Source organism: Myxococcus sp. CA040A (genome assembly GCF_013336725.1).
Taxonomy (GTDB): Bacteria; Myxococcota; Myxococcia; order Myxococcales; family Myxococcaceae; genus Myxococcus; species Myxococcus llanfairpwllgwyngyllgogerychwyrndrobwllllantysiliogogogochensis.
In genome coordinates this window covers 69,824-93,307 of sequence record NZ_JABUMR010000001.1, presented here as the reverse complement: position 1 = coordinate 93,307, position 23,484 = coordinate 69,824, and the positions used below count along the sequence as shown (strand labels likewise).

Genomic DNA, 23,484 nt, shown 5'->3' with positions numbered 1-23,484 from the left:
CTTCATAAACCTCCATCGAAGTCTGGACGTGGACGGGTGCCCTCATGGCGAGCGGCGGCCTCGCATGTGGCGCGTCGCGGGCGCGACCAACCCCCTCCTCACCTGCTCGCCTTCGCATGCGACCAGGCCGTCCGCCCCACGGACAAGCACGCTGGAGGGAAGAGGCGAGGGCCGCGCGAGGCCCGCACCGAGGTGTACGGTGACATGTCGTCCGGCACGCACAGGGCCGGGCCTTCGCCGCACATGTCTTCCCGCGTCGCCTCACTCCTCGAACACGTCCGCGCGAACGCGGAGAACCGGCCCGGCATCTACCGGATGTTGGGGCCCTCGGGCGAAGTGCTCTACGTCGGCAAGTCCGTGCGGGTGCGCTCGCGGCTGCTCTCCTACTTTCGCGCGGAGCCCGGCGACAAGGCGGCGGACATCATCGCCCACGCGCATCAGGTAGAGTGGGAGCACACGCCCAGCGAGTTCGCAGCGCTGCTGCGCGAGCTGCGCCTCATCAAGTTCCACCGCCCCCTCTACAACGTGGAGCACAAGCGAGACCGGGGACACTGCTTCCTCCACCTCACCAAGGAGGCCGTGCCCCGCCTGCACGTCGTGGGGCGCGTCACCGGCGCGAGCGGCGACTACTACGGCCCCTTCCAGGGCCAGGGCGCGGTCTCCGACGTGGTGCGCGCGGTGAACGACCTGCTCGAGCTGAGAGACTGCGCGGCGGACACACCGATGCGACTGGCCAACCAGGGCCAGCTCTTCCCGCTGAAGCAGGAGCCCCTGTGCATGCGCGGCCAGCTCTCCCGCTGCCTCGCGCCCTGTGCCGGCGGCTGCACCCATGCCGAGTACGACGCCCGCATCGCCCAGGCCCGGGCCTTCCTGGAAGGCACCTCCGACGTCCCGCTCACCCTGCTGCACGAGCGCATGGCCCTGGCCGCCCGACGTCTGCAGTTCGAGTACGCCGCGGAGCTGAGAGACCGCGCGGAGCGCCTGAAGAACCTCCGCGAGTGGATGGTCTCCCTGGGCCGGACGATGAAGCGGCTGTCCTTCGTGTACACGGTGCCGGGCCACGCCGGAGACGACCGCGTCTACGTCCTGCGCCGGGGCAGCGTGCGCGACGAGCGGCCCGCGCCGCGAACCCCCGAGGAGCGCGAAGCCCTGGAGGCCCGCGTCCGGGAAATCTTCGAGCGCCCCGAGCCCGAGACGCTCGGCCTGCGCGCCCACGAAGCCCAGGAGGTGATGCTCATCGCCCGCTGGTTCCACCTCCACCCCGACGAGTTCGACCAGGCCACCGCGGCGCCACCGACGCACACGTGAGCCAGGCGCGCGCGCCCGGTTCGTATGTCTGCGTAGGACTCCACGCGGGGACGAAGCCAGCCGCCTCGGCGGGTATGTCTCACCTCGCGTGACGAGCGCGCGTCAGGGCCAACGGGTATGACTGCGCCACTTCCTTCAAAGGGGGAGACAATGAAAGCCAGGCTCTCGATAGCCACCCTCGTGGCCGGCCTGCTGGCGTCGTCGGCCGCATGGGCCGCCGTCACCGTGCGCTATTACAACCGCGACTCGCGCGACTACACCTGGACGGCGGTGTGCAGCGGCGTGAAGACCTCCGTCTCGTTCGGCAAGAGCCAGACGGCCTCCGTCACCATCCAGGGCTCGAGGCCCTGCACCATCCAGACAGACGGGGGCAACGTCGTCCTCAAGGGCGGCGAGGACCTGGACATCAAGGGTGGCCGCATCATCGTGAAGTAGATGACCCTACATCCCGCCCAGATTCATGAATTTTAAGCCCAATTCTATCGATTTTTAGCTGTATCCGACGGGATTTAAGACTCCGGTCCGTTGAATCTGGCCCACGCCGGCCTCATACTGCATTGCGTCAGTCTTCCTTGGGGTGACGCGATGAAGAAGTGGTTGGCACTGGCCCTGCTGGTGGGAGTGGGCGTGGCGGGCATGTTGGTGACGCCGGCGGCGCAGGTGAAGCAAGGGGGGCCCATCAACCCAGCGGACACGGCGTGGATTCTCACCGCGACGGCGCTGGTGCTGTTGATGACGCCGGGCCTGTCCTTCTTCTACGGCGGCATGGTGCGGCTGAAGAACGTCGTGTCCACGCTGCTGCAGAGCTACATCGCCATGGCGGTCATCAGCCTGCTCTGGGTGGTGGTGGGCTTCAGCCTCTGCTTCGGCGACAGCATCCACGGCATCATCGGCGACCCGCGCACCTTCTTCATGTTCAGCGGCGTCGGTGGAGAGACGCACCCGGACCTGGCGCCCACGATTCCCCTGATGCTGTTCGCGCTGTTCCAGCTCAAGTTCGCCATCATCACCCCGGCGCTCATCACCGGCGCCTTCGCGGAGCGGGTGCGCTTCAAGGCGTACGTGCTCTTCATGGTGCTCTTCACGCTGGTCATCTACGCGCCGCTGGCGCACTGGACGTGGCACCCGAAGGGCTTCCTGCGCGAGTGGGGGGTGCTGGACTTCGCGGGCGGCACGGTGGTGCACATGTCCGCGGGCTTCGCGGCGCTGGCGGGCGCGCTGGTGCTGGGCCGCCGGCAGGTCCATCTGGAGAACGCGTCGCACACGCCGGCCAACCTGCCCTTCGTGATGTTGGGCACGGGCATGTTGTGGTTCGGCTGGTTCGGCTTCAACGCGGGCTCGGCGCTGTCGGCCTCGTCGCTGGCGACGCTGGCCTTCGCCACCACGAACACGGCATCCGCGGCGGCGATGCTGGGCTGGATTGCCTTCGACTGGCTGCGCGGCCGCAAGCCGAGCGCCATGGGCGCGTGCGTGGGCGCGGTGGTGGGCCTGGTCGCGGTGACGCCTGCCGCGGGCTTCATCACCGTGGGGCAGAGCATCATGGTGGGCCTGGTCGCAAGCTTCGTGAGCAACGCGGCGGTGCACCTCAAGAGCCGCACGTCCATCGACGACACGCTGGACGTCTTCCCCTGTCACGGCCTGGGCGGCGTGGTGGGCATGGTGCTCACCGGCGTGCTGGCCAAGGACGTGGGGCTGCTCTACGGCGAGACGAAGACGTTCTTCATGCACATGCTGGCGCTCGCGCTGGTGTCCGCCTTCTCCTTCATCGGCTCCTATCTGCTCTACAAGCTGGTGGACCGCATCGTGCCCCTGCGCGTCACCCGCGAGGCGGAGGAGCAGGGCCTGGATTTGAGCCAGCACGGCGAGACGATGGGCGAGTCGACCATCGCCCCCGCGCCGCGCACCGCCCCGAGCGAAGCGCCGTCCGCGCCTCCGGCGACCGCGACGACGCAGGGCTCCACGGAGCCGCTCCCCGCTTGAGTGGAGCAAGCGCGCGAGCCCGCGCGCCGCGACTGTTGACCACCGGGTGCGTGGGGGTGAGTGCCTCCCCTTCGCACCCGGGTCTCCGTACGGTGTCCGACGCTCCCGGCACATCCCGTGGGATTGCGCGCGGGCGCGCCTCCTAGGCTCCCCTCATCGCGAGCGCCCACGTGAGGCACTGCGCCGCGAGTCCCGGGGGGACACCATGCGCCACGGTATCGCGGTCCATGCCGCACAGGCCCTGCTGCTCGTGGGTCTGCTGACGCACCCGAGCGACGCTCGGGCCTCCGGGCCGCCGACGCGCGAGGAGTACTTCCGCTACGTGCCCCTGGCCTATCCGCGCATCGTCCGGCAGACGACGGCCAGCGAGGCGCTCTCGCTCTACGGCGACACGGCGGACCCGTCCTACCGCGATGAGACGCCGCGCGACGGCATGGACGACAACCGGTTCCGGGTGTTGCAGGCGCTGGCGGTGCGCTTCGCGCCCATCCTGGTGAAGAACACGTACACCTTCCCCATGGACCACAAGGCCTTCCGAGATTTGCCCGGCGGCCTGTTGTTGAACCTGGACACGTGGGATTTGGCGAAGCCGGGCTCGGTGTTGATGCGCAGCGACTCCATCAACTTCTCCTCACTCGGCCATCCCTGTCCCGAGGACGGCGCACCCGAAGTCTCACTCCAGACGGAGCAGTCCGGACGGGATGCGCGCGACGACTGCCGCCTCATCGCGCTGCTGCGGGAGTTCCACCCGGACCACCCCACCATTCCCCGCCTGCGACAGGACGCGGTGGCCGCCGAGCAGGCGCCCTTCACCGTGATGTACTTCGACTTCCCGGGCTTCGACCCCTCGACGTGGCATGAGGCATACGCGAGCCCCACGCCGGATGAGATTGCGCGCCGCTACCAGGGCACGGAGAAGGTCTACGCGCATCCGTTCCTCTCGGAGGTGCGCGACGCGAAGCACGGCCTGCGCGGATACGAGCTGCTCATCCAGTTCTGGTTCTTCTATCCCTTCAACGCCGGGGGCAACAATCACGAGGGCGACTGGGAGCACGTGAGCGCCGTCATCTCGCCCCTGTCCGCCGTGGAGCGCCCGCTCACCGAGGACGAGATGCGGCGCATCCTCGCGGGCGGCTGGGCCGCCGACGGCCCGGACCCCCTGGTCCTCAAGCGCACCGAGTACTTCTTCCACCGCAACTCCATGGTCTTCGACTTCGCGAGCCCCAACGCGTACCTGCCGCGCAAGCAATGGGAGGAGCTGGTGGACCTGCGGGGCGAGGACCGACCCGGCGAGAAGAAGCTGCTGGCGCGGGTGCGCAGCTACGTCTGGGCGGACGAGAAGGAGACCCGCATCAACACGCACCCCATCGGGTACATCGGCGCGGACTCGAAGGGCCTGGAGCAGCTGCTCGCCTCCCCCGGCCCGCACGCTCGCGAGTCACACGCCACGTATCCGCTGCCCGGCGTCTTCAAGGACGTGGGCCCCGCGGGTTCCACGGAAGCGGTGCCCAAGCACTTCGACCACCAGGAGTACCTGTCGGACCCGAAGCGGCCCCTGCCCGAGGACGTGGTGCGCTACGACATGGCGGAGCGCATCGACCTGGTGCCGGACTGGGAGCGCGTCTACGACATGGCCATCGACGACCCGTCGGTGCGCCGCGAGTGGTCCTGGCTCATCCTGCCACTGCGCTGGGGCTACCCCTCCGCCGCCTCGCCGCTGGCGGGCATCGTCGCGCATTCGGACATGGGCAACCTGTCCATCACCGGCCCCGCCTTCAGCGAGGGCTGGAACCGACCCGCTCCCAACGCGGGCTTCATCCGCTACGCGCCCGGAGAGCTGCCCTGGTTCTTCCCCCTGGACGTGCAGGACAACTTCTCCAACAACCTGGGCTTCCTCAACGGCCCGGTGGCCATCCTCATCAGCCTGCCGCCGTTCGACTTCCTCTACCGGGTGGTGGGCCTGCCCATCCGCGCGCTGGTGGAGAAACACGAGCCCGTCTATACGCCGCAGAAACAACTGCCCCGGCGACGCGCGAGCGTGGAGGCGGGCATCAGCATCGGGCTGCTCGACGAGGACTTCGCCGCGCTGCTGCTCAATGACCGGCAGCTCGCCGAGTGGGGGCCGCAGTTGCTCGCGCTGGACCCGACCATCAGTGAGCAGCCGTCCCGGTTCATCCAGCCGGTGGTGGACACGGCCATCTCCCCCACGCTGAAGGTGAGCTTCTATCTGGGGGACCGCTTCACGTCGGAGAACACGCTGCTGCACTCGCGCAGCGACGTGGGCATCGACGTGCCGCTCGCGGGCGAGGAGAATCTCTTCCGGCTCCGCGCGAAGCTGAACCTGTGGGAGTACGCGGGCAGCATCCGCTACAACATCCTGCCCGGCGGCTTCCAGCCGTACGTCAAGGTCGGCTACGGGCTGACGTGGTATCGGCTGGAGGAAGGCAACATCAACGGCGTGGGGATGGCCAATCCCAACTCGTACTGGATTCGGCTGCCCGGCTTCTTCCGCAACCTGTGGCCCAACACACTGCATCTGGGCGCGGGCCTGGACGTCATCCTCGTGAGGGGCTTCTTCCCCGGGCTGCGCGGCCTCGATGGCGGCCTGCGCGCCGGCTACGTGTTGTCCCGCCACGAGCTGGGCATCCGGGACCTCACCGCGCCAGACTCGCTGGCGGGCGCGGTCACCGAGCCCGTGCACGTCTACCGCAACACCTTCGAGCTGCTCGGCACGCTGAGCTTCTGACGGCGCTACCGGGCCCCACCCTCATCCACAAGGGGCACCTCCAGGTCCGACCTGGGTCGCGCCTCGTCCTCTTCCCGCTCACCACCGCCGAGGCCCAGGGTGAGACCGACGACGAGCGTGGCGTGGAAGACGTGAATCGCCTGCGATTCGCTCGGGGGCGGCAGGCCCGTCAGCGCGAGCAGGTCGGAGAAGCGCCGCGTCGTCTGACGGCCCCACGCCAGGTCCGTGCCCACGGTGACGCGCGAGTGCCGCACGGGGAAGTAGACGCCGGTGGCCACGTGGTACAGGTCGCTCGTCCCCAGCAGCGTGCTGGTGTTGGGCAGGTCGATGGCGGCGCTGAAGTCCGTGTGGACGCTCAGGTAGACGCGCAGCTTGTCGCCCACGCGGTGCTCCGCGCCCAGCGCCGCGTTGACCACCGGCTCCAGGCCGTAGAAGACGTCGCTGCTCAGCACGCGCTCGGGGCCCTCCACGGGGATGGGGTCGCTGTCGAGGATGCGGAACACCGGCACGCGCGCGAAGACTTCCACCGCCGCGTGCAAGGTGGTGCCGCCAAGCACCCGACTGCCGCCGAGCCCCACGGACAGCGGACTGCGAAAGCGCGCGGGCGTGCCTGGTTGGAAGTTGGAGACCCGCGCGGGCCCCTCCAGGGGCAGGCCCTGCTGACTCAGCGCGCGCTCGAGCCCGACCTCACCGGTGCCGTAGATGCCGAGGCTGGGCGTCGTCACCGTCAGGCCCATCGCCCACCGCTCCTCCTGGTAGCTCACGCCGATTTTCGCCAGCAGGCGCAGGTGCTGGAGTCGATAGGTGCGGCTCACCGTCGCGAGCAGCTCGCGCCCGTCAGCGCCCGACCCCTGGGAGATGGCCAGGAAGTCCGCGTGCTGCTGCCGGCCCGCGAGGAACGGGGTGATGCCCACGCCCAGGGACTTGCTCAGCGGATACGCCCAGCTCACGCCGGCCCACAGCTCCTTCACGCCGTGCTCCAGCCGCACGTCGGAGGACAACTGCGAGAGGCCTTGAACTCCGACGAGGTCGGTGCCGGTGAAGTCCTCCCGCCGCGTCAGCAGCGTCTCGAAGCCCTGCCGGGTGAGGAGCGCATAACCCATGCGCGCGCGGCCCAGCCCGTGGAAGCGCAGCGGGCCCGCGATGAAGGCGGGCAGCGCGTCGAAGCGCGAAGTCGTCAGGTCCTTGCCCGGCCCCAGGCCGTTGACGAGCGACAGGCGTGAGAACTCGAAGACGCTGCCCGTCAGCTCCAGCTCCAGCGTGCCCACCAGCACGAGGGCGCCGGGGTTGTAATAGACGGCGCTGATGTCCGCGGGGTCTCCGAGCAGCGCGCCGCCAAGCAGCCACGCCCGGTTGCCGAACTGACGCGTCCAGTAGTGCGCATCCTGGGCCCACGCGCTCCCCGCGACGAGCCAGGCCACGAGCAGCAGCCATCCGCGCCACGGCGTCCTCATCAGCCCTTGTCCCGGTCCACCCCCGAAGGGGGGCAAGGGGCGCGAGCATGAGGTCCACACCCCGTCCGTCCCATGCGACTCCAGTCGCAACCCCGTGTCGTCCAGCCCCCTTCACCCTGGGGCCGTGCAATCGAATGCCGGCTCGGACGATAAGAGGGCCATGAAGACTTCTGGACGACCTGGCACCGCGCTTTCCAGGGCCTTCGCGCTCGCCGCCCTGCTCGTGGCGGCCTCCGCCTCCGCGTCCATCATCCGAGGCGTGGGCTACCGCGAACTCGCCATGAAGGACCCGGTGAACGGCGGGCCCCTGCGGGGCGTGGTGCTCTATCCCTCCACGCAAGCCTCCAAGCCCTTCCCGGTGGACCTGCTCCAGCTCGACGCGGGCAAGGACCTGCCGCCCATCCCCGGACGTCATCCGCTGGTGCTCATCTCGCACGGCCACATGGGCACGCGCTGGGGACACAGCGACCTGGCCTCGGCGCTCGCGCGCAAGGGCTTCGTCGTCGCGTCACTGGACCACGCGGGCAACACGCACAACGACGGCGCCCGCTCGGGCACGGACGAGGTGTTCCTGGGACGCGCGTGGCAGGTGCGCACGCTCCTGGACTCGGTGCTCACGGACGCGGTGATGGGCCCGCTCGTGGACCCATCGCGCGTGGGCGCCATGGGCTTCTCGCTGGGCGGCTACACCGTGCTCCTGCTCGGGGGCGCGTCACCGGACTTCGGCAAGCTTGGGCCCTATTGCGAAGACGCCGCGCACGCCAGGAGTGTCCTGTGCACCGAGATGAAGGCGGTGCGCGCGGTCCGCCCCGAGCTGCGCGGCGGCACGCGGGAGCCTCGCATCCGCTCCCTCTTCGTCATGGCGCCCGTGGGCGTCTTCTTCGACGAGGCCGGACTCAAGGACGTGAAGGTGCCCGTCCGGTTGTACGCGGCGGAGCAGGACGAGGTGCTCGACGGTGTCGCCCAGGCCCTCCGCGTTCGCGACGCGCTGCCCCAGCAGCCCGAGTACACGCAGGTGCCCAAGGCCGGGCACTTCGTGTTCCTCGCGCCGTGCCGGGCGGAGATGGCGAAGCACACCCCGGAGATTTGCGTGGACCCTCCGGGGGTGGACCGCGTGAAGCTGCACCGCGAGCTCAGTCAGGACGCCGTGCGCTTCTTCAGTCGCACGCTGACGCCCCCCGCGAAGTCGCCGTGACTCAGCTTCCCTTCTTCGCCGCGGGAGCGCGGCCCTTGCGCGCGCCACCTCGGGCCGCGGGGGTCTCCGGCATGGGGCCGGTGTTCGGAGAGGTGGCCTCGCCCTCGGTCGCCTTCGTCCGGCGCTTGATGCGACGCGGCGGCAACAGCTCCGGCTCTCCCGGCACCTTCTGCGCGAGGAAGATGGCGGCGTCGAGCTTGTAGAACGTCCTCGCCCGGTACCACGCCAGCGCGGCCTCGTTGTTCTCCGCCACCTCCAGCACCAGGTGGGTACAGCCGCGCGTGCGGGCCAGATGCTGGAGCTGATCCAACATGAAGCTGCCCACTCCGCGCCCCTGGTATTCCGGGTGCACCGCGAGCTCCTCCACGAAGAGGGGCCGCATGCCGCGCTTCTCGAACCAGCGGGGGTTCACCCAGTTGTCGTCGCCCGTGGCCTCGAAGGCGCACTCGGAATAGCCGACGATTTCGCCGTCGACCTCATAGAGCAGCTGCTCTATCCACTCGGAGGTGTAGACCTCCATGAAGCGGCGCTTGGAGCGGGGGCGCTGGTATTCCACCGTCTCGCGGTTGACGTCGCGGAAGACGAGCTTGAGGAACTCCCAGGTCCGGTTGAGGTCCCGGCGATGGATGCGGCGGACGCGGACCTCGAGCAAGTCCTTGGGGGGCGCGACTTTCGTCATACAGGCTGCTTCCTTAGCAGGCTGGCGGAAAGCCACCAGGGGTTCTCACCGCTCAAGACAGCCTCCGTCCGGAATCCCGCCTCGGAAAGGTTGCCTCATGGTGGGGTGGGAGGATGGAATGGGGTGGAACACCCCTGAGAATCCCGTGCGAGCCACAGCCCCATGAATCGACCGTCCGACGGTGACCTTTCCATCGATACGGTCCTGCGCAACACCTACAAGGTCCTGTCCATCCTGGGGCGCGGAGGAATGGGCTCGGTGTACCTGGCCCAGCACCTGCGCCTTCCGGGCAAACAGGTCGCGGTGAAGGTGCTGCGCGGTGGAGACCACCTCACCGCCGAAATCTTCGCGCGCTTCCGTCGCGAGGCGGAGATCGCCTCCCGGCTGGGCCACCCCAACATCGTCGAGGTGCTCGACTACGACACGCTGGAGGACGGCACGCCGTTCCTGGTGCTGGAGTTCCTGCGCGGAGAGAGCCTCCAGTCGCGGCTTGAGCGCGGGCGGCTGCCGCTGCACGACGTCTACTCCTTCACGCGGCAGATGGGCTCCGCGCTCCAGGCCGCGCACGGGGCGGGCATCGTCCACCGTGACTTGAAGCCCGCCAACGTCTTCCTCGTACCCACCGACTCCGGGGGCGTGGTGGGCGAGCGGCTCAAGCTGCTCGACTTCGGCATCTCCAAGGTCCTCGACTCCGGCACGGTGCAGACGCAGGAGGCGATGCTCATCGGCACGCCGCAGTACATGTCGCCCGAGCAGGCCCAGGGGAGGAACCGCGAGATTGACGCCCGCACGGACATCTTCGCGATGGGCTGCATCGTCTACGAGATGATGACGGGCACGCCCGCGTTCGGCGCGGGGGGCATCGCCCAGATGATCTTCCGCGTCGTCTACGAACCGGCGGCGCCGCTCGCCCCACTGTGTCCGGAGGCGCCGGCCCACGCCATCGCCGCCGTGGACAAGGCCCTGTCCAAGCGCATCGAGGACCGCTACCCGGACATCGCCTCCTTCGTGGAGGACCTCACCGGCAGTCCCCTGCACACGCTCAGCCCGGCCGCGGGCTCCCACGCCTCGCAGCCCCGCCCCACCGGCTCGCCGTCCGGCATCGCCCTGCCCTCCGAGGGCCCGCCCTCGCTGTCCAACACGCTGGCGCCTGGCAGCGTCCGCAAGGGCCCCGACACGGGCCGCATGGGCTTCGAGGACACGATGGCGCCGGGCAGCTCCGGGAGCAGGGGCGTCGTCCAGCCCGCCACGCCCGCGGGCGCCTTCGCCTCGGGAGGCACCGGGCAGATGGGCGTCGTCCATGCCTCGGCGCCGGCGGGGGCCTTCGCCTCCGGAGGCACCGGGCAGATGGGCATCGTCCATGCCTCGGCGCCTCAGGCCTCGCCCTTGATGGACCCTCCTGGGTTGGACCCCACGCTCATCTCCCAGCAGGCGCCGTCCGTGCCGCCGCCCGTCGCGCCCCAGAGCTACATCACCCCTTCCCCCACCGTGCAGCCCGGCGCCGTGCAGCCCGCGAGCGCCGCCGTGGTCCACCCCGTGGCCGCGCAGTCCTCGCCGGCGCCGAAGAGCCGTGCGCCGGTGGCCGCGCTCATCGTCGCCGCGCTCGTCGCCGTGGCCGGAGGCGGCTGGTGGTTGACCCGGCCCCAGGTGCCCACGCCGACCGGAGGCACCACGCCTCCGCCAGTGCAGCCCGTCGCCACGGGCACCCAGGCCGCCACGGGGACCCAGGCCGCCACCCCGCCCGTCGTCGCCACGGGCACCCAGGGCACCACTGGAACGCAGGTCGCCACGGGCACCCCGGTGGCCCCTCCGCCCAATGGGACGCAGACGGGCACGCCGACGCCGCAAAACCCTCCTCCGGACGACCCGGCCGGTGTGGCGACGAAGAATCCGCCCCCCTCCACGCGTCCTTCCACCCGACCCGAGCCTTCCGAAAAGCTGTCTGACGAGCTGCGGCAGCTTTTGGCGGATGGGGAGCGTGCTTTAAACGGGGGAGACACCGCGGAGGCCATTCGTCTGGCACGAAGCAGCCAGCGGAGGGAACCCAAGGTCATCCCACTGGCGTCCTACTCGCTGCTCACCCGGGCCTTCTGCCGTCAGGGAGATTTGAGCAACGCCAAGGCCCAATGGCCCAAGGTCTCCCGGCCGGAGCAGCCCCGGGTCCGGAAGTTTTGCAAGCAGCACGACATCGAGTTCTGACACATGGCGCCGTCCGGATGGGACGGGCCCCTGCCTCATGAGGTGAATCGCTTGAGAAACCTGGTCGCGGTATTCGTCACCACGCTGTTGCTGGGGGCTTCCGCAAGCCTCGCGGCGGCCCCCGTCGAGGCCGGCAAGGTCTATTCCGGCGCCGAGGGAGAGGAAGTGGCCGTCGTCCCCCTCACCCCGCGCTCGTCCAAGAAGTTCATCCTGCGCGTGCAGGGCACGGGCTCCGATATCGACGGCAAGGTGCTGCCCTTCGAGCTCAAGGACTGGAGCACCAACAGCAGCGAGCAGCACAACTACACCACCCAGTGGCGCGGCCGGGGCTACACGGTGCTGTACATGCGCAACTCGAACTACGAGCTGTACGTGCCGGGACGCGGCAAGGAGATTCGCGTCTCCTTCGACGAGAAGCGCACCAAGGCCCTCAAGTCCGAGGAGGTCTACAAGCAGCACCAGAAGCAGCAGGAGGACGGCACGCTGGAGAAGCTGATGGCGTTCGACCGCAAGGGCGAGATGGCGCGCCACGACAAGGACTACGGCGCCGTACTCCAGGACATGAACAAGGCCTGTGGCACCTCCGTGGCGGCGAACATCGACTGGAGCACCATCACCGACGACCAGCTCAAGGAGCTGAGCATCAGCGGCTACTGTGAGCCCTCGCTCAGCGTCCTGAAGGAGCTGTGTGACGTCTCCAACGTCGCGAAGCAGACCGTGAAGGAGAAGGTGAAGCAGGTGAGCTGCCGCCTGGGGGCGAGCCTGGAGCCGAAGTTCGACGCCCAGCGCCTCATCTGGACCACCTCGAAGGACGCCTCCAATCAGGAGACGTTCGCCAAGAAGTTCTACAAGACGAACCTTTAGTCCAAGAGACCCTGCGATGAACTTCCAGCGTATCGCCGCCGTGGCGGTGTCCTTCGCCTGTAGCGCGTCCCTGGCATCCGAGACCCTCCAGCCCCCCTGGGGCAAGGAGGAGAACCTGGGCCAGAAGATGATCATGGAGTCCACTTCCATCTGCACCGATGGCAAGGGGCACTACGTCGTCGTGGCTCCCGAGGAGGAGCGCGGCGGAGACCAGCTCTACTACGGTGACGGGAAGACCTTCTTCCTGGTGCCGTCCCTGCCGTTCACCTCCGGGACGAGCTTCCTGGAGCCCCGCTTCTTCAACAAGTCGGCCAACCCCAGCTTCCGTGGCCAGGACTGGCGCGTGGTCTCCGAGGTGGAGCTGGACCGCAAGGCGAAGACGTGCGCCGTGCGGTGCGGCGAGAAGAACATTCCCCTCAACCTCATGGAGGCGGGCCCGGGCGCGGAAATCCTGCGCAAGGCCGCCTACGCCCCCAACCCGCAGCAGTTCGCGCCGTACGCGCTCCTGCGCGACACGAAGGGCAACTATTACTTCGTGGACAAGGGCGCGCGCACCACGGACCAGAAGAACTACCGCGTCTTCATCGGCCCGCGTGGCGCGCTCAAGCCGCAGAAGATGACCAACGTCATCTCCGACTCGGAGGGCGAAATCTTCTCCACCAAGAAGGGCGACCTCCGGCTGGTGCTGGACAAGGCGAAGACGTCCGTCTGGATTGAGAACACGAAGAAGTCGCTCGAGCTGCGCCAGGTGCCCGTCGAGGAAAACCTGCCGCTCATCTACAACGACCTGGGTGTGTACGAGGGCATTCGCCTGGGCACCCCCTGCGACGACCAGTAACCGCTGAACGTGCCCCGGGGGCTGGATTCGCCTCCAGCTCCCCGGGGACACACGGCGCGGGTCGAGGAGCCGACGTCCGTCCTCCCCGTGGAACCGTGGCGAGGTCCCGGGTGCGTCGTTAGGTTGCCGGCCCCGAACCGGAGGCTGGCCCATGCGTCCCGAGGAAACCCGATTCCTTCAGCAGTCCATCGAAGCGGCACGCCGTGCGAGGGCGCGCGGGGACCAGCCCTTCGGCGCGGTGCTGGTGGACGCCCAGGGCCAGGTGCTGCTGGAGGGCGAGAACACGGTGGCGACGCAGCGGGACTGCACGGGCCACGCGGAGTCCAACCTGATGCGGGACGCCACCAGGCGCTTCACGCCAGAGGTCCTCGCGGGTTGCACGATGTACGCGAGCACGGAGCCGTGTGCCATGTGCGCGGGCGCCATCTTCTGGGGTGGCGTGCGCCGGGTGGTGTTCTCCCTGTCGTCCGCGGAGTTCGCGAAGCTGGTGGGCACATCCCGAGGCGGGCTCGCCATGTCGTGCCGGGAGGTCTTCGAGCGGGGCAGCAGCCCCACCGAGGTGGAGGGCCCCATCCCCCTGAAGGAAGCGCGCGACGTCCACGCGGGCGCCTGGGACTGACTCGGGGCCCGTGCCGAGCTTGCGTGGTCCGCGCGGTTGCGGGAGCCTGACGCCGCCGCCGTGAACCTGCCCCGCTACTTCATCCCCCACGCCGCCACGCCGCCGGAGCCCGTCCACTCGGACGCCTCTGAAATCGCGCACGTGGTGGACGCCTTCCGACTGGACTCGAACCACGCCCTGGAGCCGGAGTGGCTGGTGGGCCTGGACGCGCTGGGCGGGGTGCACGTCGTTCCCGCGAGCGAGCGAGGCCGCCTGCCCGCTTCCGCGCTCGCGCAGCTCACGCACCACGAAGTCGCCTCCGGACGCACGCCTCGGCGCATCGCCGCGTCGGAGCTGTTCTTCTTCTCCGTGGAGCTCGTCGAGCACCCCGCCGACGCCGAGGGCTTCAACGACCCCGTGTACCTCTACGGGCACCTGTCTGGCCCGTGGCCGGGCACGTCACCCCAGCGCGTGCCGGGACAGCTCACGGTGACTCGAGGAGACGTGCTCGCGGGGCTGACGCAGGGCGCGGCCGACGCGTTCCACTACGTGCAGACGATGGAGAGCGCCACCGCGCCGCGCGGCTACGTGGCGCTCCTGCCGGGAGACCGGCCGGACGTCATCGCCCAGGGACAGGGGCTGGTGCTCGCGTGGCCCTCGGTGCCTCCGGAGCTCCAGATGGGCAATGCCTCCAACGGCCCCATGGTGGCGCGGATGCTTCACGATGTGCTCACCCAGCTCCAGGAGGACGCCGGAGCGAATCGTGGACCGGAGGCGCTGGCCCGCATGGAGTTGCCCGTGCCCAGCCGCGCCATGGCCATCGCCGAGCTGGAGCTGCGCGGCTACGAGGTGAAGGGTGACGTGGCCATCCTGCGCCGTCAGCACCCGGGCCTGCTCACGCGCATGGCGGAGTGGCTGCGCGCGGAGAAGGTGAAGATCCCGCTGGAGGCCGCGACACCCGCGTTCCTGGAGCTGGCCCGTCAGGCCCTGGCGGCGCTGCCGGGCTGGCCCACGGAAGCGGAGCGCGCGCTTCGCTCACGGGTCCGCGCGGGAGGTGGCACGCCCCCGGTGTCGGCGCAGCGAGTGACGAGCCCCGCGCCCCAGCGTCCCCTGCCCCCGCGCGCTCCTCCCAAGCCTCCGCGTCCGAGCGACTGGATGCAGGACTTCCTGAACGCGCACGCGGCGGCGCATCCGGAGGCGGCGAAGCCTCGACTCACGCGGGCGAAGCCAGCGGCGCCTCCGCCTGCCGCGAAGCCGGGCACGCCCTCCTGGATGGAGGACTTTGGAGCGAAGCCACGCCCGGCGGCTCCCTCTCCTGGCACTCGGCGTGAGCCGTCCGCCCCCTCGGCGTCCGTGCCCTCGAAGAAGCCCGACTGGATGTCCGACTTCGAGGACTGAGGGCGCCTCGCGCGAGGGCGTGGAACCCCGCCGGAAGGTGATAGCCTCGGCCCCCAACCTGGCAGGGGGAACGATGGGTCACGAGAAGCCGGTCGAGCCGTTTTCGGATCTTCACGTCGAGGAGGGGAAGGTACGTGCGGTGTTGCTGCACGACCCCACCGTCGAGGGCCTGGACGTCGCCATCTACATGGACGCGTCCGGCAGCATGCAGGAGGAGTACAAGTACGAACGTCCCAACCGCTCCTTCCTGGAGTGGTTGCGCGGCGCGCCCCTGAAGGACCCCGCCAACCAGGTGGAGCCGCAGGTGCAGTGGATGCTGGAGTACCTGGCCACCAAGGACCGCAACGGAATGCTCCGCGTCGCCTACTGGGCCAGCGGCTCTTCCGGCAAGGACGTCGAGGTGGTGGGCGAGCTCAAGGGCGTGGACGTCAAGCAGTACAAGTTCCCCGGCGCGAAGAGGCTGGGCAAAAACACCTTCCTGGCGCCGGCGCTGAAGGACTACGTGCGCTACCTCAAGGAGCAGGTGCCGCTGGGCGCTCGCCGCGGCTGCGCGGTCATCGTCACCGACGGACAGTTGCATGACGCCGACGAGGTGGAGGCGTTCTCCGCGAAGGTGGCGAAGGACATCGCGGCGGGACGGCTGCCCCGGCTGAACTTCGTGCTCGTCGGCGTGGGTGACGCCATCGACGAGGAGCAGCTCGAGAAGATTGCCCACATGGAGTACCCGGGCGTGGGGCACCTGTGGTGCCACCGCATCGCGAAGGAAATCAACCAGGTCGCCGAGCTGGTGGCGGTGCTGGTGGACGAGAACATGACGGTGGCCGCTGGCGGCACCATCTACGACGACAAGGGCAAGGTGCTGAAGACGTACGAGGGCCGCCTGCCCGCGGTGCTGGAGTTCGACGTGCCCGAGGGCGCGGAGAGCTTCACCCTGGAGGTGAACGGCCAGCGCTACACCCAGCCGCTGCCGGACGAGGACCACCACGAGGAAGACGAGGACCATCACTGATGGCTGGCCACGAAGTCATCGTGCGTCCGTTCTCGGACGTGCATCGGATGGGGAACAAGGTGGTGGCCACGCTGCTGCATGACCCCACGGTGGAGGGGCTGGACGTGGCCCTCTACATGGACGGCTCGGCGAGCATGGAGGACGAGTACGGTCCTCGCGGTGTGCTGGCCAAGCTGGCGCCGGTGAAGAATCTGGTCGAGCCGCAGATGCGGTGGATGCTGGAGTACCTGGCCAGCAAGGACCGCGACGGGCAGGTGCGCGTGGCGTACTGGGCCACCGGGGATGGCAGCCAGTTGGAGGAAGTGGGGCTGCTGTCGGCGGTGCAGGCCAAGGACTTCCGCTTCCCGGGACCGAGGGCCTACGGCAAGGCCACGGTGATGCTGCCGGTGCTGCGAGACTTCGTGGCGCACATGAAGCAGCAGGTGCAGACGGGCGCGCGGCGCGGGCTGGCGGTCATCATCACCGACTCGCAGTTGTCGGACGGCAACGACGTGCGGGCCTACGCCACGCAGGTGGCGAAGGAAATCGCGGCGGGCCGGCTGCCTCGGATGAGCTTCGTCTTCGTCGGCGTGGGCGACCAGGTGGACGAGGAGCAGATGGAGGAGATCTCCCACGAGACGTATCCGGGCGTGGGCCACCTGTGGTGCCACCGCATCGCCGACCGCATGGAGGAGATGGCGGAGCTGGTGGCGGTGCTGGTGGACGAGACGATGACGGTGGCCGCCGGCGGCACTGTCTACGACGAGCAGGGCAAGACGCTGAAGTCGTATGAGGGTCGACTCCCCGCGGTGCTGGAGTTCGACGTTCCTCCGGAGTGCAAGGCGTTCACCCTGGAAGTCGCCGGGCAGCGCTTCACGCAGCCGATTCCCGAGGAGCACGAGGACGAGGACCACCACGAGGAGGAGGCCGAGCCCGTGCGTGCTCCGACTCCCGCCCCCGCCCCTGCCCGCAAGCACGGCGGACACCGCCACTAGGTTTCAGCTTCAGGAAGAAGACGCCATGTCCGAGCAGAAGAAGACCGATGCCCAGGCCGACCACGTCCACGGACCGGACTGCAAGCATGACCACGGACATGGCCACGGGCCGTCCCTCGCGGCGGTGAAGCCCGCCGCCGCGAAGCCCGTGCTGAAGGGATTGAAGATCATCGGCCCCAAGCGCGAGGAGAAGCACGTCCACGGGCCGGGGTGCACGCATGACCATGCCGCGCACGGTGGAGACGCGCATCAGCACGGTCATGACCATGCCCACGGTGCCGATGCGCATCAGCACGGTCCAGGGTGCTCACACGACCACGGTCAGGCCGCCGCGCATGAGCACGGAGCCGGGTGCGACCACGACCACGGCGACCACGGGCATCACCACCACCACCCGAAGCCGAAGCGCGTCCGTCCACCGGGCTACCGCTCGGCGGAGGGCGGAGGAGTCGCGCTCCAGCTCGACCTGGAGGACGCGCTACCGGGCGAGACGGATGACGCGGGCCGCTTCCAGAAATTGGAAGCCGCGCTCGAGGCGCACCACGGCGTCATCGACGTGCACCTGCGCCGGGACCAGGGCTATGCGGAGGTGTGCCTCCACTACAACCCCGGGCTGGTGAACGCGGCGGCGCTGCTCGCGACGGTGAAGCGCACGGGTGAGCAGGTGGCGAAGCGGTACAAGAGCCACACGTGGTTCGTGCGAGGGATGAGTTCAGCCGACTCGGCGACGGCCATCGAGCACGGGCTCGGCAAGCTCCCGGGCGTGCTGTCCGCGAACGTGGCGTATGCAAGTGAGCGACTCGTCGTGGAGTACGACAGCGAGGACATCTCGCTGAAGGGCATCGAGACCGGAGCGAAGAAGCTCGGCTACACGCTGGAGGTGCCGAGCCACGGCCATGCGTGTTCGCACCATGCGCACGGAGGCGGCCTGGCGCCGCTCCTGGAGATGCCGCTGGTGGTGGCCTCGGGAGTGCTGCTCGTCGCGGGGTGGCTGCTGGAGCGCTTCGCGCCCGTGCCCGCATTGGTACCTACCGTTGTGTGGGCACTGTCCATCCTGAGTGGCGGGTTCTTCGCCATCCGGGGTTCGGTGAAGTCGCTGCTCCAACTGCGCATCGACATCGAGACGATGATGGTGGTGGCCGCGCTGGGAGCGGCGGTGCTGGGTTCCTGGTTCGAGGGCGCCTTCCTCCTCTTCCTGTTCAGCGCGGGTCACGCGCTGGAGCACAGGGCGATGGACCGTGCGAGGCGCTCCATCGAGTCGCTCGGTGCGCTGCGGCCCGAGGTGGCCCGGGTGCGCCGGGGTGGCGAGCTGGTGGAAGTGCCCGTCGCGCAGGTGCTCCGTGGCGACCGCGTCGTCGTCCGTCCGGGAGACCGCGTTCCGCTCGACGGCATCATCCGCGAAGGAAAGAGTTCACTGGAGCAGGCCGCCATCACCGGCGAGTCCATGCCCGTCCCGAAGAAGCCTGGGGACGAGGTGTTCTCCGGAACGGTCAACTGCGAGGCGCTGCTGGAGGTGGAAGTCACGCGACTCTCCTCGGAGTCGGTGCTCGCGCGAGTGGTGGACATGGTGGCCGAGGCCGAGGCCCAGAAGGGTCCGAACCAGCGCTTCGCGCAGCGGCTGGAGCGTACGTTCGCCCCGTTGGTGATGATTGGCGCGGTGGTGTTCCCCGTGGTCCTCGTGTTGATGGGGATGCCACTGAAGGAGGCGATTCTGCGCGCGGTGTCACTGCTCGTCGCCGCGTCTCCGTGTGCGCTGGCCATCTCCACGCCGTCGGCCGTGTTGTCCGCGGTGGCGGCGGCGGCGCGAGGTGGAGTGCTCATCAAGGGCGGCATCTACCTGGAGCTGCTCGGGAAGGTGAATGCCATGGCCTTCGACAAGACGGGCACGCTCACGGTGGGCAAGCCGAAGCTGCTCAGCACGGCGCCGGTTGAGGGCGTAACGGACGAGGAGCTGCTCGGGACGGCGGCGGCGGTGGAAGCGCTCTCGGCGCATCCGTTGGCGCACGCCGTGGTGGAGGCCGCGTCAGCGAGGGGCATCCAGGCCCCGGCCGGAAGCGACATGGAAGCCATCCACGGCAAGGGTCTGCGCGCGAAGGTAGGTGACGCGCTGGTGGACGTGGGCAGCCTGGCGTTGTTCGAAGGAGATACTGTTCCCGCCGACATCAAGGCGCAGGTGGACCGGCTGGAGGAGGCGGGGCAGACGACGATGGTGGTGCGCAAGGCGGGGCGCTACCTCGGAGTGCTTGGGGTTGCGGATACTGTGCGCGCGGGAGCGCGGCATGTCATCGAGACGCTCAAGCAGCAGGGCATCACCCGGACGGTGATGCTGTCTGGAGACAATGCGCGGGTGGCGAAGTCCATCGCCGCGCAGGTGGGGCTCGACGAAGCACGAGCGCCGATGATGCCCGCCGACAAGGTGACAGCCGTGCGTGAGATGGGGCGTCAGGGCTCGGTGGCCATGGTGGGCGACGGAGTCAACGACGCGCCCGCACTCGCCGCTGCGGCAGTGGGCGTGGCGATGGGCGGAGCGGGCTCCGACGCTGCGTTGGAGACGGCGGATGTGGTGCTGATGAGCGACGACCTGTCCCGTCTGCCCTTCGCATTGGGACTGGCGCGTCAAGCCACGGCAGTGATGAAGCAGAACCTGGTCATCGCGTTGGGAATCAGCGCGGTGCTCATCATCGCGACTCTCTTTGGACTGACGCAGATCAGCCACGCGGTGGTGTTGCACGAGGGAAGCACGCTGCTCGTCGTCGCCAACGGCCTGCGGTTGCTCGCTGTCAGGCCCAAGGTGATGGGCTCAACGCCCTTGCCTTCGATGGGTATTCAGTCCGCGCCCCAGTGAGCCAAAGGAGGCTGGACCCTATCCAGCCTCCTCCGTTCACGATGGCAGTGACTGAAAGCGACCCGCAGGACTCCGGCGATACGGAGTAACAGGCGCACATCCACTACAGAGAGCAACTGCACGGCTTCTTGTTCCTCAGGTACTCAAGGTACTCGTCGCCAGCCTCTCGGATATCCGGATCGTTGTGCGCAGCCGCTTTTGTTGCCAGGTCCGACGTCATGTCTCGGTCGAGTTGCGAGCACAGCTCCAAAACACACCGCCACACGTCGTAGTCGCCAGCATCGAGAATCGCAGGCAAGTCTTCACGTAATCGGGGGAGGACCCAATCCCTCGGAAGCGAGCGTATCGCGTCCCTGAATAGATACACAGCGCCGTGGCCGTCGCTCGCGAGCCTCAACAGCACAGGGAACAACTCCCTGAGCTCCGTCTTAGGAAGAGATTCAATCATCCAACCAGCAGACTGATCGAATCCACTACGCAGGGCGAGGCGAATCAGTCCCACCCTATCAACTCCCGGCACCATGAATTCTCGACTTGCCGCACTCAGACTCAGATGGGCAGCAACAAGCCTCTCCCAGATCTGCATGTCACGTTCAGTCATTTCGTCACCCATCGTTTACTGCCCTTCACCTTCGTCCACGGCGCCCCAAGAACAACCAATCCACAGACACATCTCCACCACATGGCCCGTACGACAAGACTCAGGATTTCGACTGCCACGTCGAACATCTACTCAATCTGCCATTACACCCAACCGAACAATGAGAAGCAGGCCTACCGCGACCACGCCCGACCACTCAGCGGTCTGAAACGCAGCAGTCTCACTCAACCACCGTAAGAAGCCCCGGATGTGACGAACAAGCAGGAACCGAAGCAGAAAACGGAGGAGGGCAGAGAACGTCAGCGCTCCGGTCGCCTTCTCGTTCTCTTCACCGCAGCCTTGAGAAGGGCATCCAAGTCCACATTGTTCACCTTCTCGCTCCATTCCTTAAGATGGTCAATGCACCCGCCTTCGAGTTCTATTGGATAAGCATCGATGAATTCGGTTTGATGCGCCCTGACGTACTCTCGCGCCACCGCCAAACACGTCACACACAACAGGCAGGCATCCCCAAAGTCATCGAAAACAAGATCCATATCCACTTCGCACGCAACACCACTCCTCAGGCAGCTTTCAATATGAGCACAATAGAACGCAGCCTCCACCAACCCGTGAGACTCGCAGTCGACCATCGGCATGACTCACTCCGGATTTCCAACCAAAGGAAACTTCTTGATGGAGCCACAGCCCCTGACGTTAGTGACCACAGAGCATGCACGGCAACACCATCCCCGCGCCCGGCTGAGCACCTTCCTCTTTCCGCATTTCAACGTCTGCCATATTGGTTTCGTTCACCATTGCCTTGCCGAAATCGGAGAGCTTGCCTGCTGACGGCAGCAGCCCTGTCCGCGACGAACGAAGCCGGGTCTCAAGATTCTCGGCTCCCACCCAGCCGCTGAAGGAAGTCTTCACCCGCCTCTCGAATGTCAGGGTCATCATGGGCGGCTGCCTCTTTCGCAACCTGCAGCGTCAGGGCACGATCAAGTCCTTCATACAACTCCAGGATGCGCCGCCACTCACCATAGTCACCAGCCTTGAGGAGGGATGGGACATCCTGCTTCAGGCGCTCAATCACCCACGCTCTTGGTAGCGAAAGAATCGCCTTTCTGAACCAGCCCACCGCTCCGTGGCCGAAACTCGCAAAGTGCAGGAGGGCTGGAAACAACTCTTGGAGCTCAGTCAGGGAGAGCGACTCCAACATGTGGACGGCGGTGTTATCAACGCGTCTGCTCAGTGCAAGGCGAATCAATCCAACCCTGTCGACGCCCTTTGCCAAGAAGACTCGGCTCGCGTCACCAAAGCGACGGTGTGCGTCCACGAGCTGCGCCCATATCAGCCGGTCCTGCTCACTCAGTTCATTGCTCATCGCTTTGTGTCACCCACCAGCTCTCCACCAGCAGTTCCTGTCGCCCTTCAGTACGCCCCTGGCATTCGGGACACCCCGCCAATCCGAGCGTGCACGCCCAGGCCGAACTGCCGTCAGAAGAAGTCGAGTTCCTTTCCGAATCTCTCATCAAAGACTTCTACGGCCACATGGTGCATGACTGCTGGGTCCCCTCCCTTCACATGCCGGGGAATCCTGTTTGGATGTTCCAGAACTCCTTCATAGAACTCCCGTCCCTGAGCGACCACCCAGTATGCGATGTCCATCAGCGTATCCTCGGAGACAGCCTCATCGAGAATTGCGTCGAACGGCGAGCCTCTGAGCACGGAGCTGGCGCGAACAAACTCCTCATGAAAACGGGCGACTTCGTCTTCTGGCATCTCCCACAGAATCCGCTTCAGCCTGTCGGACCTCATCTCCGCACGACGGATGATGTCCCAGAATGAATCTGAAATCGCTTCGCCACGCACCCGCGCTTCCATCGCCATCCTATCCTCCGAGGCCGCATGCGCTCGATGCAGTCCAGTAACATCGCCCCTCGTCGCGGGAAGGACGCGCCTCACCCGAGTCTCCACTCGGCTGAAATCCTCCCATTCCTCATGGGAACAGTCACGACAACGCAGGAAGAGGCGGCGCGCATCATCCGATAAAGCAACCATGATACGCATCGGCCCTCCGCAGTTTGGACAGTCCCTGGCAGACCACACCGTCACCATGTCCAGCAGCGTCTCGCTGAGAGCCATCGCAACGGACTCCATGGACTTCGGCGCGACCGAAGACAGCCGAGCCAGTTCCAAGTCCAAGCGTATCTCTGGACTCTTTGACAGGTACCGACTCGGGTCCAGACGAGCCAACACCGCAAGCCCGCTCTCCTCCAGCAACTCGGCCCCGAAGTCCTGGGTATGTCCGATGACCCATGAGGACAGGCGCCGATAGTAGTCTTCGAAACCCACGATTACGGAAGGACGGACCACCTCTTCGAGGAGTTCCTTCCAAAAGCGAGCGGCTCTTTGCGCGCTGGCCTTCATGCATCCTCTTGCTCGCCAAGAAAGCCCTCGAAGCTCACGTCGTAGCCTCCCCTTGGTCCACGCACGAGCACCACATCTCTACAACACAAGCGGAAACCAGCCGCCGCATCAAGTATCAAGCCATCTTCGCTGCTCCCCGCTTCGCGTGCCGAGTCCCCAGCCAAAACCATCAGGGCGGATGGCCCCCAGGCAAATGGCCCCTGAATCTGCTGGCATCCGACACCAACGACGTAGAGATCTTCCGACATCTCGGAATGCGATAATCGGATCGCCATTAGCCGATGGCCGGCGTGGTACATCCAGACCACGACCTCCCCGCCTCGCCATTGGCTGAGAGCCGTCTCCCAATCTTCTGGCTGAATGATGGTCTTCATACTCGACCCA

20 protein-coding genes are annotated in these 23,484 nt (G+C 67.4%); 13 read left to right on the top strand and 7 right to left on the bottom strand.

What is annotated here, in order from left to right; translation table 11 throughout:
* The first annotated feature begins 243 nt into the window (after positions 1-243).
* The 4 genes from HUA75_RS00365 to HUA75_RS00350 all read left to right on the top strand — a co-directional run bounded on the left by HUA75_RS00365 (position 244) and on the right by HUA75_RS00350 (position 6,034).
* Positions 244-1,308, top strand: a complete 1,065-nt coding sequence (locus tag HUA75_RS00365; protein WP_174485251.1) for a UvrB/UvrC motif-containing protein — start codon at positions 244-246, stop codon at positions 1,306-1,308.
* A gap of 150 nt (positions 1,309-1,458) precedes the next feature.
* Positions 1,459-1,743: a hypothetical protein gene (locus HUA75_RS00360; protein ID WP_174457661.1), complete on the top strand. Its 285-nt coding sequence runs from the start codon at positions 1,459-1,461 to the stop codon at positions 1,741-1,743.
* 150 nt (positions 1,744-1,893) lie between these two features.
* Complete coding sequence (locus HUA75_RS00355) at positions 1,894-3,288, top strand: ammonium transporter (RefSeq protein ID WP_141646743.1); 1,395 nt, start codon at positions 1,894-1,896, stop codon at positions 3,286-3,288.
* A 205-nt stretch (positions 3,289-3,493) separates the two neighbouring features.
* The gene (locus HUA75_RS00350; RefSeq protein ID WP_174485250.1) at positions 3,494-6,034 is read left to right on the top strand and encodes a hypothetical protein; all 2,541 of its coding nucleotides are present in this window, start codon (positions 3,494-3,496) and stop codon (positions 6,032-6,034) included.
* Positions 6,035-6,039: 5 nt separating this feature from the next.
* Here HUA75_RS00350 and HUA75_RS00345 read toward each other — a convergent pair whose 3' ends face one another.
* A complete protein-coding gene (locus tag HUA75_RS00345; protein WP_174457663.1) occupies positions 6,040-7,488 on the bottom strand; it encodes a hypothetical protein in 1,449 nt (482 codons plus the stop codon).
* Positions 7,489-7,648: 160 nt separating this feature from the next.
* On the opposite strand from HUA75_RS00345, the gene HUA75_RS00340 reads away from it, so the two are divergent.
* Complete coding sequence (locus tag HUA75_RS00340) at positions 7,649-8,683, top strand: hypothetical protein (RefSeq protein ID WP_174485249.1); 1,035 nt, start codon at positions 7,649-7,651, stop codon at positions 8,681-8,683.
* Between the two features lies 1 nt (position 8,684).
* Here HUA75_RS00340 and HUA75_RS00335 read toward each other — a convergent pair whose 3' ends face one another.
* A complete protein-coding gene (locus tag HUA75_RS00335) occupies positions 8,685-9,362 on the bottom strand; it encodes a GNAT family N-acetyltransferase (protein WP_174463144.1) in 678 nt (225 codons plus the stop codon).
* 162 nt (positions 9,363-9,524) lie between these two features.
* Between HUA75_RS00335 and HUA75_RS00330 the strand changes: the two genes are divergently transcribed.
* The 8 genes from HUA75_RS00330 (at position 9,525) to HUA75_RS00295 (ending at position 20,087) form a co-directional block, all read left to right on the top strand.
* Positions 9,525-11,561 (top strand): serine/threonine-protein kinase, encoded by a 2,037-nt coding sequence (locus HUA75_RS00330; RefSeq protein ID WP_174485248.1) that lies wholly within the window; start codon positions 9,525-9,527, stop codon positions 11,559-11,561.
* Between the two features lie 42 nt (positions 11,562-11,603).
* Entirely contained in the window at positions 11,604-12,425 is an 822-nt protein-coding gene (locus HUA75_RS00325; RefSeq protein WP_371745675.1) for a hypothetical protein, read from the top strand.
* Between the two features lie 16 nt (positions 12,426-12,441).
* Positions 12,442-13,263, top strand: a complete 822-nt coding sequence (locus tag HUA75_RS00320) for a hypothetical protein (RefSeq protein ID WP_174485247.1) — start codon at positions 12,442-12,444, stop codon at positions 13,261-13,263.
* Between the two features lie 151 nt (positions 13,264-13,414).
* Positions 13,415-13,882: a nucleoside deaminase gene (locus HUA75_RS00315; protein WP_174477550.1), complete on the top strand. Its 468-nt coding sequence runs from the start codon at positions 13,415-13,417 to the stop codon at positions 13,880-13,882.
* Positions 13,883-13,942: 60 nt separating this feature from the next.
* The gene (locus tag HUA75_RS00310; protein ID WP_174485246.1) at positions 13,943-15,259 is read left to right on the top strand and encodes a hypothetical protein; all 1,317 of its coding nucleotides are present in this window, start codon (positions 13,943-13,945) and stop codon (positions 15,257-15,259) included.
* Positions 15,260-15,332: 73 nt separating this feature from the next.
* Positions 15,333-16,268 (top strand): vWA domain-containing protein, encoded by a 936-nt coding sequence (locus HUA75_RS00305; protein WP_174485245.1) that lies wholly within the window; start codon positions 15,333-15,335, stop codon positions 16,266-16,268.
* Positions 16,268-17,242, top strand: coding sequence for a vWA domain-containing protein (locus HUA75_RS00300; RefSeq protein ID WP_174457672.1), 975 nt, complete (start codon positions 16,268-16,270; stop codon positions 17,240-17,242). The genes HUA75_RS00305 and HUA75_RS00300 overlap by 1 nt, the downstream gene beginning before the upstream one ends.
* A 25-nt stretch (positions 17,243-17,267) precedes the next feature.
* The gene (locus tag HUA75_RS00295; protein ID WP_174485244.1) at positions 17,268-20,087 is read left to right on the top strand and encodes a heavy metal translocating P-type ATPase; all 2,820 of its coding nucleotides are present in this window, start codon (positions 17,268-17,270) and stop codon (positions 20,085-20,087) included.
* 103 nt (positions 20,088-20,190) lie between these two features.
* Here the strand turns inward: HUA75_RS00295 and HUA75_RS00290 are convergent, their stop codons facing one another.
* From HUA75_RS00290 to HUA75_RS00270, 5 genes are all read right to left on the bottom strand, one after another.
* Entirely contained in the window at positions 20,191-20,673 is a 483-nt protein-coding gene (locus HUA75_RS00290) for a hypothetical protein (RefSeq protein WP_174485243.1), read from the bottom strand.
* Positions 20,674-20,987: 314 nt separating this feature from the next.
* Entirely contained in the window at positions 20,988-21,326 is a 339-nt protein-coding gene (locus tag HUA75_RS00285; protein WP_174485242.1) for a hypothetical protein, read from the bottom strand.
* A gap of 230 nt (positions 21,327-21,556) precedes the next feature.
* On the bottom strand, positions 21,557-22,054 hold the full coding sequence (locus tag HUA75_RS00280; protein WP_174485241.1) for a hypothetical protein: 498 nt from the start codon (positions 22,052-22,054) through the stop codon (positions 21,557-21,559).
* A 113-nt stretch (positions 22,055-22,167) separates the two neighbouring features.
* Positions 22,168-23,100 (bottom strand): DUF4240 domain-containing protein, encoded by a 933-nt coding sequence (locus tag HUA75_RS00275; RefSeq protein WP_174485240.1) that lies wholly within the window; start codon positions 23,098-23,100, stop codon positions 22,168-22,170.
* Entirely contained in the window at positions 23,097-23,474 is a 378-nt protein-coding gene (locus tag HUA75_RS00270; protein ID WP_174457675.1) for a hypothetical protein, read from the bottom strand. The genes HUA75_RS00275 and HUA75_RS00270 overlap by 4 nt, the downstream gene beginning before the upstream one ends.
* Positions 23,475-23,484: the final 10 nt, after the last annotated feature.